This window comes from Desulfocastanea catecholica, assembly GCF_054657295.1.
The window spans coordinates 17,651-32,070 of sequence record NZ_BAAHYZ010000009.1; the positions used below are offsets into that span (position 1 = coordinate 17,651).

Sequence of the window (14,420 nt, forward strand, 5' to 3'; positions counted from 1 at the left end):
CGGTCGCATGAAAAGAGAAATAATAGCCCAGAATCTTCAGAAATCCCTTCTCTTCAGTAACGCCATGCCGGCGGATGTCGCGGCCTTTGCCGAAGTGGCCCGGGTGCAGATTTTTGCCGAGGGCGAGTATATCTACCGGCAGGGAGATGCCAGTGAGGTCTTTTTTGTTATTGCCAATGGCGAGGCGGAGCTGGTTCTCCAGCGCGACGACCGGGTATCCCGCGTTGTCGGCAGGATAGGGGCCGGCGGCCATTTTGGCGAGACCGGTATTCTTACCGGTAAACCCCGTTCCCTTTCGGTGCGGGCCCTGTGCGATCTGGTGGTTATCTGTTTTGATAAAAGATTTTTCAAGACCGTCATTCTCTCCAATGGGAGAATTCACAGGCAGCTCGATGCGGCGCTGGCCGAGAGGCTGCGGGTCGCCTTTGTCGATCAGATGGATAATATTGGCAATGATTGCCGGCCTGAAGAAAAATCCGCCGCCGATGATGTGATTTTGTTCAAGGACAAATCCTTGTCGGCTATTCAACTGCGACGCCTGGCCAAACAGAATAAGGATGATATCCGTGCATCAAAAACTACCAGACGGACCCAGGCGGTAATCGATCGGTTTGCCGGCAACAGTGCACCTTTTATCTTAACCGGGGAAGCGGGCACCGGAAAATCGATTATTGCCTGGCAGATTCATCGGCAAAGCCACCGTGGCGGCGGGCAGTACCGGGAAATCGACCTGCGCGAGTTCGAGCCGATACGGCTTCTGCGCAAGCTCTTTGGCACGGAACAGAGTGTCTTTCCCTTTGCCCAGGCCGGTCAGGCCGGTTTTTTTGAACAGACCTCGGGGGGAACCGTCGTGTTCACCCATATCCACCTGATGCCGAAAGAGCTGCAGGAAAAACTCATAAAGGTCATTGAAAGCAGTACCTATACGCACATTGACAGTGCACGACGACTGGCCATGCAGTCGAGAATCACTTTTATCAGCACTTTTTCTATCGAACATCTGCAAAGCACCGGGAAATTGCTGCCCGAACTGCTCGCCCTGTTTACCGGGCAGCACTTCTACGTCCCGCCGTTGCGCAGTCATAAGGATGATCTGCCCAGGCTCGTCTCGCATTATCTCGGACGTCACAGTAAGGAATATGGTAAGAATATTCATAAGGTAAGTCCGGAAACCCTGGGGATATTGATGAACTATGATTGGCCGGGGAATCTGACCGAGCTGTCGAATGTTATCCGTCGTGCGGTTATGCTGGCCAAGAAAGATGAGATACTTGCCGAACAGATTCTGCTCGGTCTGCCGAAAACGGAAGGCAAGTGGGAGTATAATATACTGCGGCTTGGCTGGGTGCGTACATTTCTGACGAGTCGGATTTTTCCACGCGTGCCGCAGATGATAATTGGTTGTGTCTTTCTGCTCACGGTCATGTTTCTCTTTTTCGGACCCTCGAACCCGGAGTCAAACCTTGGCCTTACCCTCGGTTGGTATATCGGCTGGCCGCTGCTGTTTTTTTCGTTCTTTTTCCTGGCAAGAACGTGGTGCAGCGTCTGTTCGTTCGCCGTGCCGGGAACCTTGTTGCAGAATATTATCAAACCGACCCGCAATACCCCTCTGTTCATCAAGGATTATTCCGGCTGGATCATGGCCGTGCTGTGCATTCTGGTCTTCTGGCTTGAGATAGTCTGGGATGCCTACAATAATCCCTATCTGACCGGAGGCATTGTTCTGGTCATCACCTGCAGCTCGATCCTGTTCAGTGTTTTTTTTTCCAGACGAAGCTGGTGCCGATATCTCTGTCCTCTCGGGGCGGTGAATGCGATTTTCGCCATGCCGTCGGTGGTCGAGTTACGATCGAACCGGCATGTCTGTCTGAACCGGTGTCAGACCCATGCCTGTTTCACCGGCGATGCCGACATTTCCGGATGCCCGATGTTCAGACATCCGTACCTGGTTGATAATAACAGGGATTGCATCATGTGTGCAAAATGCATAAAAAACTGTGAAAACAGTTCGATCCAATTGAATCTGCGACTGGCTCCGCAAGAGTTATGGGCCCTGGAGACCCCACGGCGGGCGGACAGTTTTCTGATCGTCGCCATGGGGGCAATCTTTTTTCCCTTTGCACTGCAAAACGAATTTTTTCGATTGGTCGACTGGCTGACAGCCGTTCTGTCGAACATCGGGCTCCTTCTGCCGAACTCTGTTGTCGGGAGCTTTCTCTTTTTTGTGTGGATTCTGGTCTTCCAGGCAGGCTACTATCTTATGGTCATCGTCCAGTCCCTCTATGCAAAAATGGATAAAAATCTCCTCCTGCCGTTGTTCGGCTATGGGTGTATCCCTTTGATCCTTGGTGGCTTTATGGCGTTTCATCTCGATGTTTTTGTCAGGGGCGCGGGGCGGATTGTGCCCAATCTGCAGGAGCTGTTCGGGTGGCACTACAGCTATGAAAACATTCGCCTGATCAGCGCTGATTCAACCTATGTCCTGCAGATTTTCACGGTTCTCGGTGGTTTACTGGCATCGCTCTATGCGACCTACCGGGTGATTGACCGGGCAATGGCCGGAGATACGGTAACCTCAAAATCCCTGGTTCTTCCTTTTAGCTTTCTTGTTATTTTGGCTGGTCTTTTTACCGTCATCGTCTGACAATTTTTCCGGTACATCATAGAAAAAACCTTATGCCACCTTGGTATTGAGCGAAATATAAATGAGGAACAAGAAAACCGGTTGACTATTTACAGTTAACTTGCGACAATCTTTTCATCGTTAGGGACAGGATCCCAGGAGGATCCCAGGAATAACATCGGACGGATAAAGCAAAAACGTTAGAACACTTTCTGAAGTAGATGGTGTGCAAGTCCCAGTCAATCTTAAATTACAGTGTTATTATGATACTAAAAAACGGTCGATACGTTGTCTTTTTTGCTGTATTTATTTTGTTATCCTTTTTCGCCGGCACAGGCACGGGCATTGCTCAGAGTGCCTATCCTGATCTGCTCGACGAGGATGTGACTGAAATAGATTCTCTGGATGAAGACTATCTCGATGGCCACCCCCCTCTTGTCATCAGGGATCCGCTGGAGCCGATGAACCGAGCTTTCTTCGAGTTTAACGATGTTTTGTATGAATGGGTTCTCAAGCCGGTAACAAATGGCTATATGTGGCTTCTGCCCCTTGAGTTACGACAGGCCTTTGGTAACTTTTTCTTGAATCTGTCCATGCCGGTCAGGTTGCTCAACTCTCTTCTGCAGGGTGACCTGAAGAAGTCGGGCGTCGTTCTTGAACGATTTCTTATTAACAGCACCCTCGGTGTCTACGGTTTTGCCGATATAGCGGATGAAGAGTTTGGCATTAAACGGAGGCGTGCCGACTTTGGTCAGACCCTTGGGAAATGGGGTCTTGGTGAAGGGATATATTTCTGCTGGCCGGTCTTCGGGCCTTCAAATGTGCGAGATACGTTTGGCCTGGCTGCCGATCTTTATTCTCATCCGGTACCCTATGTCCTTGATAATTCCACCATCAATACGTCGTATTTCACAACGAACCGGGTAAACAGTCTGTCACTGAACCCAACGGCCTACGACGATTTAAAACGGTATGCCATTGATCCCTATGTCGCTTCCCGTCAGGCCTATTATGAATATCGACAGGCGATAATTGCCCATCATTAGTGCCTTACTCCAGAAGGCCTGCTTTAAATAAGAAGAAAACTGGAGACGCATTTGAAATTAAGAACTTAAAGTAACCCCCAAGGCACTTATCCCGGCTTATTTTCCGTTTACCGGGGTTAGTCTAGAAAAGTGCAACGGCCAAAAAAAATCAGGCAGAAGATACAAACTGCGTATCTTCTGCCTGATTGGGGGGGCTTGTGGATGTCCCTGTGGGAACAATTAACACACAGCAAACATCATGCCATTCATGGGGCTGGGTTGTTCTTTTATTTGCCTGTTGTTTCGAGGGCTTATGTAAAAAAACAGACAGCCCGGTACAGTATCACCTGCACCCGTTGCATAAATGTTTCTGGTGTTTCTGAAATGTAATTGGGAATCGCTTTATGTAATTCACTTGTCGAAGCAGCTCTTGTCTTTCTCCTGCGCGTTTCATTTTATGGCAGTTTGTCTAAAGCAGTCTGTATCTCTTGGTATCTGTTGAGTTTATTAAGCCATCTTGAAGGAATTTTATCCCTGCCATGGTAGGCGCCGAGAAGCATACCCACCACCATGCCACGCGCTGCCGAATCACCACCGGCCATGACCGTTTCAATGAGGGCCTCCTCAAGTGAATCTTCATTTTTAAGCACGGTGTAGACAGCTCCGGGAAGTGCGGCGTTCATCGAGCACATCTGGCCAAATTCCTTTACCTGCCGGCGGGTGTCAAGGTCTGCTGCTTCGAGACATTTGCGCAGACGAAGATCAAGATCGAGACTGGCCATGTTGTTGTCCAGTGCCTCTTCGAAGGCCTGACGCGGGCCGGCGCCGTGGAGAATCGAGTAGCAGCTCCTCGCGAGAAACAAGGCGCCATCGATAACCCCGGGCCCGGAATGGGTAAACGCAGTCTGCGCGGTAACCGCGGCAAGCAGTTCGTTCAGATTGTCCCGGTAACAATAGATAAGCGGGGCGATCCTGGCCGGGCCACCGAGATCAGTCGACTGTGAGCCGCATGTCTCCGGTCCTTTGCCGTCCTCCAGGTTTTTCAAGGTCTCTTTGGTCGCCTTGTCCTTATACCCTTGATATTCCATCATGAAAGATTGCCAGTCCCGGCTGTACTCGTTGACATCAAAACGTCCGCCATGGGCCACAAGGTGTTCGAGCAGATGAAAACCCTGGTCACCGTAGTGGGTAAAATCGCCGAGGTTTTTTGCGGGGTGATAGGTACCTTTAACCGGGGCAAGCAGATCGGTTATCCTGCCGAACTGCTGGTCTATTTTTGCTGTGTCATAAATCCAGTGTGCGCCCAGAGCGAGAGAATCCGCGGCAAAAGAGGCGAGCACCATGGATCGAGCATGTTCCTGCATGAGTAATACCTCCTGAAATATAGGTTGCTTGACGTAATCAGCTGACTTTATATCATTTCAATAGCCTATAGCTGATGTTGGGATTGGAGTGTGTCATTTGGTTGTTGCTGTTCGTTATTCCAAGAAGTTATAACAGCGCAGGAATAAGTCAAAAAATATCGGTCAGTACGTCTCTTCTGTGAGATAGCATTTCGGGACGGAGGGAGTGTGAAAAAAAAGGTACGGCGGCAAGACCCGTCAGCCTGGGGCAGATATTGCATTGTACGGACAGTAAAAGTAACACGCAGGATTTCTGTAATGCGAATGGTGCAATGCACTTGTTTTTAGGGGTTGTTGGATGGAAAGATGGATGAAATATGCCGGTATTGGCGCCGGCTTCTTTTTGCTATTGATGATCGCCACTGTCTTAGTTCTGCCGCTTGTCGCCAATGTGCAAAGATATCTTCCTGAAATAGTGGAGAAATTAAGCGCTGCAACCGGAAGGCCGGTTACCATCGGATCCCATCTGGCGCTTTATTTTTTTCCCTCACCGGGCATATCTTTTTCAGATTTGCAGATAGGCAATCCCGAGGGGTATCTCTCCGATGGCTTTGTAAGAATAGAGTCGTTTGAAGCAAGGATTGCGCTGCTTCCTCTGTTAAAAAAGGAGGTGGCCATCAACCGCTTTATTATCAGCGGCCTCGTAGTTAACCTGGAAACAAGAGCGGACGGCAAGGTAAACTGGGATTTTTCACAGAAGCAGTCAATCGATGGTTCCACTGCAGAGCCGGATGAGGCCGTGGCAGGATGGTCTCTTCCGCAGGGGTTGACCATTGGCCTTTTGGTTGTGACCGATGGGGTGATACATTGGCTGGACAGTGCCCGGCAAAGCCAGCACAGGTTTGCTGATCTGATGCTTATCGTCAATGATTTCAATCTGGATGATCCCGTTGCGGTGGAGTTCAAGGCATCCATTGCCGGAAAATCCCTGTCAGCAGAGGGCACGATCGGACCTTTTGGCCATAAGCCCGGGCATGGGCCATTGCCGGTCGATATGGCCGCTGGTTTCATTGACACCTTTGCCGGGCAGATAACCGGCAGGCTTATTGAAGAGCAAGATGGTCCGGAATCTGATTTTGTGTTGCAGCTGCCACCGTTTTCAGCGAGAAAAGTTTTTACTTTCCTTGCAGCCGATGTTCCTGCTCCTGCTGTCACCAGTGAAGCGGTCAAAATACCGCCGGTTGAACTGGACATCCCTGAAATAGAAGAAAGAGCTACGGTCGGCACCGGCAAGGTACGGATTACCCCTTTGCGGATCGAAGACAACAGGCTCTGAAAAGCAGCTCCTGCTGTTTAAATCCCTTGCAGATGGTTTGCCGTTTTCCGGGGTTAAAAAGTATCCGTCCGGCTTAAAATACCGTCCTGCAGGGTGAGGCAGTGATCCATCCGTTCGGCGAGTTTGATATTGTGGGTGACCATTATTGTCGACAGTTGGCGGTCCCGACACAGATCATGCAGCAGTTCGAAAACGAGCTCTCCGGCCCTGGAGTCGAGATTGCCGGTCGGTTCATCGGCGAGCAGCAGCGCAGGGTTCATGATCAGGGCTCTGGCCAGAGCGGCCCTTTGCTGTTCGCCGCCGGACAATTGCCCGACCTTGTGGTGCAGGCGATGGCCAAGCTCGACCCGGTCGAGGAGCATCCTGGCCGGTTTCACCACATCTTTTTTCTTTTGGCCGCCAATCAGGGCCGGCATCATGACATTTTCCAGGGTGGTGAAGTCGGGCAGCAGATGATGGAACTGGAAGATGAAACCGACCGAGGCATTGCGAAATGCGGCCAGCTCTCTGGCACTTCTTGTCAATAACGGCCGGCCCTGGTAAAAAAGTTCGCCGCCGGAGGGCTGGTCGAGGGTGCCGAGAATCTGCAGGAGGGTCGTCTTCCCCGATCCGGAGGCGCCGATGATGGCGGTCATCTCCCCCGGTTCGACCGAGAGACAGACATCCTTCAAGACGGTCAAGGCAGTGGCACCCTCCCCGTAGGTCTTGCTGATATTTTCCGCACTGAACAGGGCCATCAGGAGAGCACCTCGGCCGGATGGACCGTGGAGGCCTTCCACGAAGGATAAAGGGTTGCCAGCAGGGTTATGACGATCGAGCTGACGGCGATTATCGTCACATCGAGCGGCAATATCTTAATGGGCAGGGTGGTCATCGGGTAGACGTTGGACGGCAGTTCGATAAATTTATAGCGTGAGAGCAGCTCGCATAAACCCAGTCCGCCGAGCACGCCGATGGTCGTTCCGGCAACGGCGATGACCAGGCCCTGCAGGAAAAAAATTTTCATGATCGAGCGGGAAGTGGCGCCCATTGACTTAAGGATGGCGATATCCTTACTCTTTTCCATGACCACCATAACCAGGGCACTGATGATATTGAGTGCCGCCACTAAAATGATCAGGGTCATGGCGATGAACATGCCGATCTTTTCCAGCTTGAAGGCGGCAAACAAATTGCTGTTCATCGCCATCCAATCCTTGGCGATAAAACCCGGACCAAGCTTTTCAGTGATCTTTTTGGCAATCTGATCGGCTCGTCCCAATTCTTTTCTCACCACCGCCACTTCGATGCCGTGGGCCAGATCGTCGATGCCGAGGAAATCCTGGACATTGCCGAGCGACATATAGGCCAGGGTCGAATCGTATTCAAACATGCCTGTTTCAAAAATACCCGAGACGAGACAGGTCTTTACTTTGGGGATTATGCCCATCGGGGTGAGAGGGCCGGAGGGTGAGATGAGCCGAACCCGGTCGTCGACACCGACCCTGAGTTCTTTGGCAAGATGTTTGCCGAGGATGATATGCGGTACCCGAACCGCCTCCTCTTGATCGAGTTCCTCGATTGATCCGGCAATCATCTGTTTCGACAGCCCGACGACGTTCTCGGCGGTGGTCGGATCCAGGCCGCGCAGGACAACCCCACTGCCGCCGCCGGAGCCGCTCAACAGGGTCTGGGCATACAGGTAGGGGGTGGCCCCGGAGACATCTTTCACGGTGAGGATTTGTTCCCGTACCAGTTGATGGTTGTTGATTGTGCCACTGAGCTGCTGCACAATGATGTGGGAATTGACGCCGAGGATCTGATCACGCAGTCCTTCGGTAAAGCCGGAGTAGACGGAGAGCACGACAATGAGGGCTATGACACCCACGGTGATTCCTGCCACGGATATCAGGGAGATGAGCGAGATGAAACCATGCTTATGTTTTGCCCTGAGGTATCTCAGGCCGACAAACCATTCAAACATAAAAGTACCGGAGTCGTGCGTGGGAGATTATTCTTCTCTTTCCTGATGTAACTGTGCCTCGGGTTTGAGGTGGGGAAAGAGGATAACGTCGCGAATTGATGGTGCATCGGTGAGAAGCATCACCAGTCGGTCAATGCCGATACCTTCTCCCGCGGCCGAGGGCATGCCGTATTCCAGGGCGCGGATGTAGTCGGCGTCGAGTTCGGGGTGGATTTCATCGTCCTCGCCGCGTTCGGCGATCTGCTTTTCAAATCGTGCCAGCTGATCGATCGGGTCGTTTAATTCACTGAAACCGTTGGCCAGTTCCCGGCCGGTGATAAACAGCTCGAAGCGGTCGGTTACCGTCGGGTCCAGTTCGTTCCTTCGGGCCAGCGGCGACACCTCGGTCGGATACGAGGTGATAAAGGTTGGATTGATGAGCTTATCTTCAACCAGCAGCTCGAACAGCTCGGTCTTGGCCTTGCCCGGTCCCGCCTGTTCTTCGAGCTGGATGCCCTTTGCTTTGACCAGGGCCATGACCTTCTCGTCGTCCGCCAGAGTCTCCCTGTCGATACCGGCCACTTCGACCAACGCCTCGTCCATGGTCAGCGTTTTCCAGGGGGGGGTGAGGTCAACCTCGGTTCCCTGGTAGGTGATTTTCATCGTGCCGTTTACCTTGTGGCAGATGGATGAGATCATTTTCTCGGTAAGGGTTATCAGGTCGTCGTAGGTGGCGTAGGCCTGGTAAAACTCGAGCATGGTGAATTCCGGATTATGGCGGGTGGACAGCCCCTCGTTGCGAAAATTCCGGTTAATCTCAAAAACCCGCTCAAAGCCGCCGACAAGCAACCGTTTCAGATAGAGTTCCGGGGCGATACGCAGATAGAGTTCCATATCCAGGGCGTTATGGTAGGTTTTAAACGGCTTGGCGGTGGCCCCGCCCGGAATCGCCTGCATCATCGGCGTTTCGACTTCCATAAAGTCTTTGCCGATCAGGAATTCGCGGATCAGACGGATGATGTCGACACGCTTCCTGAATGTTTCACGGGTCTCCGGGGTAACGATAAGGTCGACATAGCGCTGGCGGTAGCGGGTCTCGACGTCGGTCAGACCGTGCCATTTGTCAGGAAGTGGCCGAAGGGATTTGGAGATCATGGTTATCTGGTGGGCCTGAAGGGAAAGTTCTCCCACCTTGGTTTTAAACAGGGTGCCTTCGACGCCGACGATGTCTCCGATATCCCATTTTTTAAAGGTCTCGAAGACTTCTTCGCCGAGAATATCTTTTTTTACATAGATCTGCAGTTGGCCACTGGTGTCTGCCAGCGTGCAGAAGGCCGCCTTGCCGAATTTACGCATGGCCATAATCCGCCCGGCGATCGAATAATCGGCCCCACCCGGTTCCGCCTCCTGTGGTGCAAGGGCATCGCCTTTGGGCAGAAGTTCCCGGGTGGTGTTGGCGGGTTTGAAACTATTACTGTATAAATTGACGCCAAGGTCGGCCAGAGATGCGGCTTTTTCCCTGCGCTGTGCCAGGGTTTGATTTTCTTCACTCATAGTAAACGCCCATAGGAATGTGAAAGAGGCTATAAAAAAAGCGGCAGTGTTCTGCCGCTTTCTTGTCGTTTGATTCAACTGCACAGGATTACCGGGAAATGGTCATTCTGTCAATCCTTTTTGGGAAAGAGAGCTCCCTGGGGCAGCACCTCGAGCGTTGGTGCGCAATACTTACCAGGCGGTGCTTTTTCTGATTATGGCATAGAACATCAAGGCGTTCAACACCAGGCCATGGGTAATCGATCCATCTGCAATGCGGGCAAAGGCCTCGTCTTCCGGTACGAGCATGACGTCGATGTCTTCCATCTCGTCAAGCGCCGGCCGGCTGACTCTCTGCACATTTTCCACCAGTACCGTATGACAGAAATTGTTCTGGATAGCCGGGTTCGGGCTGACCTTGCCGATGATCCGGCCATTTTCTCCGGCATAGCCCGTTTCTTCCAGCAGCTCACGCAGGCCCGCTGCAAGGGGCGGCTCGCCGCAGTTGACAGCTCCGCCGGGGATTTCCAGTTCGATGCGATCGGTGCCGTAGCGATACTGACGGATAAGCACAAGTTCCTTCTTCTCCGTGCGGGCAATAATGTTTACCCAGGGGGGGAATTCCAGCCTGAAAAAATCCTTTTCGATATCGGTTCGCCGGCAATGGACCCGGCCGCTGGTCAGCGTCATCACCGGCGTGGTAATGAGGGTCTGGGAGGCAGATGCCTGGCACTGGAAATCATCGCTGCCGTTTTCGTTGTTTTTCACTATCGTCTTCCTGTTTGTTGCCGTATGGTAGAAATTGTATTGTAGACAGGTGCGGCGGGATGCAGCATCACGTACTGTTCGAGCATAGAGCAAACGACATCGATCGCCAAGCATCTTTTGACTATTGAACGAAACAGATAATCAAGAAACAGGACAATGACCCGAAAATACCCACTCCATGCCATTTTTTTTGACTTCGACGGGGTAATCGTTGATTCGAATGCGACGAAGTCTGAAGCCTTTCGCACCCTGTTTGCCGACTACGATAACGAAACTATCGCCGAGATTGTTGCCTATCATCAACAGCATGGTGGTATCAGCAGAGTGGAAAAAATACTCCATGCCCACGAACATATTATCAAACAGCCGTTGACCGATACAGAACTGGCCGACTGGGCCGGTGAATATGCCAGACTCGTTGTCGATAAGGTCATTGCTGTCGACTGGATTGCCGGAGCGAAAGAGTTTCTTGACAATGTTGCGGCTGTTTTGCCGGTTTTTGTTATCTCCGGCACCCCGGAAGATGAACTGCGACATATAATCCTCCAGCGAAAAATGTCCGGCTACTTCCAGGAAATCCTCGGTTCGCCGACCAGAAAACCCGAGCATATTCGTAAGGTTCTCACCCGCTATCGGCTCGTCCCTGAACACTGTCTGTTTGTCGGCGATGCCCTGACCGATTTTAATGCGGCAAAAGAAACCGGCCTGCACTTTATCGGCATCCAGGGGGAAGCGGCTTTTCCGAGTGGTACACTGGTATTGCCGGATTGTCGAGGGCTGCAAGATGTATTGGCGCAGCAATTTATCTGTCTGCAGGGTTCGCCGGAAAACAAGGAGTGGCATGGATAAATTTCGTTCATCGATGAAGAGATACCTGGCAGTTTGCCTCTAATTTGACTATCTTCTGTAAAATTCATCCCAACTACACCGCCAATGTTATCGCCCACCATGGAGTGCTGGATGAGGGCGTAGAGTTCATCGAAAAACCGTACGTCAGAAACGATCTGGTCGTTCGAATCAGAACCTTGATGGAGCGGAATTCTCCTGCAATATATTTTGAAAAAATAGACAGGTGCGGCGTTTTTATTTTGCTTGAGAAAGTTAGAGATATGTCCTAGAAATGAGTTTATCCGATAACAGCATACCTGCAGTGTTTTGCATTCATAATATCTCATTACAAACATCCGAAGAAGGAGTCTACGATGAAAAAAAGAATCGTCAGGTTTTATATGTCTTTGCTTTGTGTAAGTATGATGGCTGGTCTGTCCTATGCAGAAAGCGATAGTCTTGTACAGATGGGCATGGTCACCGGCGGTGCCAAAGGAACCTATTACCAGTTTGGTTTGAATCTGAAGGAGTTGGTAGAAAAAAATGGCATAAAGCTGGATGTTGCCAATTCAAATGGTTCGGTAGAAAATATTTTTGCGGTCTATAAGCGCCCGAAAACACAGATGGGAATTGTTCAGTCGGATGTGTTGGCCTTTGTCGCCAAAGTGGAGACGGACCCGGAATTAAAGTTGATTGCCAAAAAAATCAAGATGGTTTTTCCGCTCTATAATGAAGAGGTGCATCTTGTGGGCCGCAGTGATATCGCCGGTTTTGAGGATCTTGAAGGGAAAAAGGTCGCCATCGGTCAGGAGGGCAGCGGAACCTATCTGACGGCTAAGCTCTTGTTTGAGGTCTCTGATATCAAACCCTCGGCAATGATCACCATCTCGGCCGACGAAGCCCTTCCTCTGGTACAAGCAGGTGAGATCGATGCCTTGTTTTATGTCGCCGGTTATCCGGTCAAACTGTTCAGCGACCAGGTGAAAGAAGCGGATAGCCTGGCACTGATTCCGATCGTCAATAAAAGCATTGTCGAATTTTATCCGGAGACTGAAATTCCTGCAAAGACGTACGCCTGGCAGACAGCAGTCGTTAAAACCGTTGCCGTAAAATCTGTTCTCGTATCATATGATTTTAGAATGGCCAATTGTCAAAATGTCGGCAGATTTGCAGATATCCTCGAGAACAATATCGACTGGCTGCGAGAAAACGGCCATCCGAAGTGGAAGTCCGTTGATCTTGAATATCCCTTAAAAGGCTGGGAACAATATGATTGTGTCAAGAATTTCGCGGGAAAGTCGAAAAAACAAGTTCAACCAGATAAGACCGGTGAAATCAATCCGATTCTCGAAGCAATCAAAGAGATATTGTAAGAAAGATGTATCTTTCCTTTTATGGGCTGAAACAAAAGCCGTTTCAGAGCAGCGCCAACCCGAGTTTTATCTGGCTCGGGAAAATGCACAAAAAAGTGTTGGCCATCCTGCAGTACGGAATTCTGCAAAACCAGGGGATTCTTGTTCTCACCGGTGATGTCGGTACCGGCAAAACAACCTTAGTTAATGCGTTGATAAACAACCTGGGGAACGACGTCGTCGTGGCCAAAGTTCCGGACCCCGGCCTGGAGCCGATCGACTTGCTGAACTATATCTCCCATGCTTTCGGCATGGACAAGAGGTTTGTCTGTAAAGAAGATTTCTTGATGCATTTTGACCGGTTTCTGCAGAGCAGGGCTGCCGCCGGCAAAAAAATTCTTCTGATCATTGATGAGGCGCAGCGCTTGAACTCCGCGCTGCTCGAAGAAATCAGGCTGCTGTCGAATATCGAAAAACAACAAGCGAAAGTACTGAATATCTTATTTGTCGGTCAGAACCTGTTGAGCGATTTTTTGCAGGAAAGCCAGAACAGGGCCATTTCGCAGCGCATTGCCATCAGGGCGGCTCTCGACCCCTTGAGCATTGACGAAACAGCTGAGTATATGCGGCAGAGTCTCAGAATAGCCGGTGCCGAAAAAGCTATTTTCAGTGCCGATGCTGTCCGTAACGTTCACGAATACTCCGGCGGCTTTCTTCGCAGAATAAATATCATCTGCGATCACGCCATGCTTCGGGGCTACCTCCAGGGAAAGAAAACCGTCACTGTTGACATGGTCAGGAAGTGTGCTGCAGATCTTTGTCTGCCCGATGCGGCGGAAAAACTTGCTGTCAACCCTGTGCAAGGCATCGATGGTTCTGAGGCGGAAAATTTACAGGATATTCCTCCTGAATCTGTGCAGGAAACTGGTTCAACCCAGGCGTGGAAAACCATTGGCATTCTCATTGTTATCGGCGTCATTGCCGCGACATATTTTAGCTTTCCCCAGGAACACCGATCACTTTTTTCGCGGATCCAGAAAAATGGCCTGCAGGCTTTACACACTTTGCAGGAGATCGATCAAGTTCATGTCCGGAAGAAGGCTGAACCGCTCCCGGAAACGGCCAGAAGAGATCATCCTGTTACAGCCAAAGGAGCCACGATTTCCCAAACAACTGCTATGGATATGGTGGCTGCAGAGGACCATGTGGATGAAAAGATGGCATCTGTCGAGAGAGACTTAGACGAGCAGCGCACGGTTAACGGGCTTGAAGAACCACTCGCTGCAATCGATACCGTCGACACCATCGATCAGGAAGAAATACCGTCGATTGAAGAAAAGAGTGTTGTGGAATTTCATCCTCGAGCTGCTACTAATGAGACGCAGCAGAAGGATAGAAATGCCGAAAACAAAGAAACAGTTTCGACAGTCTATACGGAACTTGTTGAATCTATGATAGAGAAGATGACCGGTCATATGCCCGGCGTAGCGGTAGGCCCGGCTGAACCGGAAGAAGCCGAAGAAGTTGGACAAGGTGTGGAAGCAACCCCGGCAGATGGTGATCCCGGCGCATTGATAGACTGGGTAATCAAAAAACGTGCCGAATAATTTGCCATACAAGCCCCTGTCGGCTCCGGGTCGACAGGGGCTTTCCTGCTGGAGAGGTAATGC

General features: G+C 50.9%; 12 protein-coding genes. 7 read left to right on the forward strand and 5 right to left on the reverse strand.

Annotation, left to right across the window (positions count from 1 at the left end):
- Nucleotides 1-7: 7 nt before the first annotated feature.
- The gene (locus ACYQ8U_RS09910) at nucleotides 8-2,644 is read left to right on the forward strand and encodes a sigma 54-interacting transcriptional regulator (RefSeq protein ID WP_459945378.1); all 2,637 of its coding nucleotides are present in this window, start codon (nucleotides 8-10) and stop codon (nucleotides 2,642-2,644) included.
- Nucleotides 2,645-2,886: 242 nt separating this feature from the next.
- Nucleotides 2,887-3,669, forward strand: coding sequence for an MlaA family lipoprotein (locus ACYQ8U_RS09915; RefSeq protein ID WP_459945379.1), 783 nt, complete (start codon nucleotides 2,887-2,889; stop codon nucleotides 3,667-3,669).
- A gap of 434 nt (nucleotides 3,670-4,103) precedes the next feature.
- Here ACYQ8U_RS09915 and ACYQ8U_RS09920 read toward each other — a convergent pair whose 3' ends face one another.
- Nucleotides 4,104-5,012 carry an ADP-ribosylglycohydrolase family protein gene (locus tag ACYQ8U_RS09920; RefSeq protein ID WP_459945380.1) on the reverse strand — a complete coding sequence of 303 codons (909 nt, stop codon included), beginning with the start codon at nucleotides 5,010-5,012 and terminating at the stop codon, nucleotides 4,104-4,106.
- Between the two features lie 337 nt (nucleotides 5,013-5,349).
- On the opposite strand from ACYQ8U_RS09920, the gene ACYQ8U_RS09925 reads away from it, so the two are divergent.
- A complete protein-coding gene (locus ACYQ8U_RS09925) occupies nucleotides 5,350-6,327 on the forward strand; it encodes an AsmA family protein (RefSeq protein WP_459945381.1) in 978 nt (325 codons plus the stop codon).
- 53 nt (nucleotides 6,328-6,380) lie between these two features.
- On the opposite strand, the gene ACYQ8U_RS09930 is transcribed toward ACYQ8U_RS09925, so the two are convergent.
- The 4 genes from ACYQ8U_RS09930 to ACYQ8U_RS09945 all read right to left on the reverse strand — a co-directional run bounded on the left by ACYQ8U_RS09930 (nucleotide 6,381) and on the right by ACYQ8U_RS09945 (nucleotide 10,570).
- Nucleotides 6,381-7,064 (reverse strand): ABC transporter ATP-binding protein, encoded by a 684-nt coding sequence (locus tag ACYQ8U_RS09930; protein WP_459945382.1) that lies wholly within the window; start codon nucleotides 7,062-7,064, stop codon nucleotides 6,381-6,383.
- A complete protein-coding gene (locus ACYQ8U_RS09935) occupies nucleotides 7,064-8,290 on the reverse strand; it encodes a lipoprotein-releasing ABC transporter permease subunit (RefSeq protein WP_459945383.1) in 1,227 nt (408 codons plus the stop codon). Before ACYQ8U_RS09935 ends, ACYQ8U_RS09930 begins: the two co-directional genes overlap by 1 nt.
- Before the next feature lie 27 nt (nucleotides 8,291-8,317).
- Nucleotides 8,318-9,823 carry a lysine--tRNA ligase gene (gene lysS, locus ACYQ8U_RS09940; RefSeq protein ID WP_459945384.1) on the reverse strand — a complete coding sequence of 502 codons (1,506 nt, stop codon included), beginning with the start codon at nucleotides 9,821-9,823 and terminating at the stop codon, nucleotides 8,318-8,320.
- A 171-nt stretch (nucleotides 9,824-9,994) separates the two neighbouring features.
- Nucleotides 9,995-10,570, reverse strand: coding sequence for an NUDIX hydrolase (locus tag ACYQ8U_RS09945; RefSeq protein ID WP_459945385.1), 576 nt, complete (start codon nucleotides 10,568-10,570; stop codon nucleotides 9,995-9,997).
- A 156-nt stretch (nucleotides 10,571-10,726) separates the two neighbouring features.
- Here ACYQ8U_RS09945 and ACYQ8U_RS09950 point away from each other — a divergent pair, with 156 nt between their 5' ends.
- From ACYQ8U_RS09950 to ACYQ8U_RS09965, 4 genes are all read left to right on the forward strand, one after another.
- Nucleotides 10,727-11,419: an HAD family hydrolase gene (locus tag ACYQ8U_RS09950; RefSeq protein ID WP_459945386.1), complete on the forward strand. Its 693-nt coding sequence runs from the start codon at nucleotides 10,727-10,729 to the stop codon at nucleotides 11,417-11,419.
- 44 nt (nucleotides 11,420-11,463) lie between these two features.
- Nucleotides 11,464-11,688, forward strand: a complete 225-nt coding sequence (locus ACYQ8U_RS09955; RefSeq protein WP_459945387.1) for a hypothetical protein — start codon at nucleotides 11,464-11,466, stop codon at nucleotides 11,686-11,688.
- A gap of 84 nt (nucleotides 11,689-11,772) precedes the next feature.
- Nucleotides 11,773-12,771: a TAXI family TRAP transporter solute-binding subunit gene (locus ACYQ8U_RS09960; RefSeq protein ID WP_459945388.1), complete on the forward strand. Its 999-nt coding sequence runs from the start codon at nucleotides 11,773-11,775 to the stop codon at nucleotides 12,769-12,771.
- Nucleotides 12,772-12,776: 5 nt separating this feature from the next.
- Nucleotides 12,777-14,357 carry an ExeA family protein gene (locus tag ACYQ8U_RS09965; protein ID WP_459945389.1) on the forward strand — a complete coding sequence of 527 codons (1,581 nt, stop codon included), beginning with the start codon at nucleotides 12,777-12,779 and terminating at the stop codon, nucleotides 14,355-14,357.
- Nucleotides 14,358-14,420 lie beyond the last annotated feature (63 nt).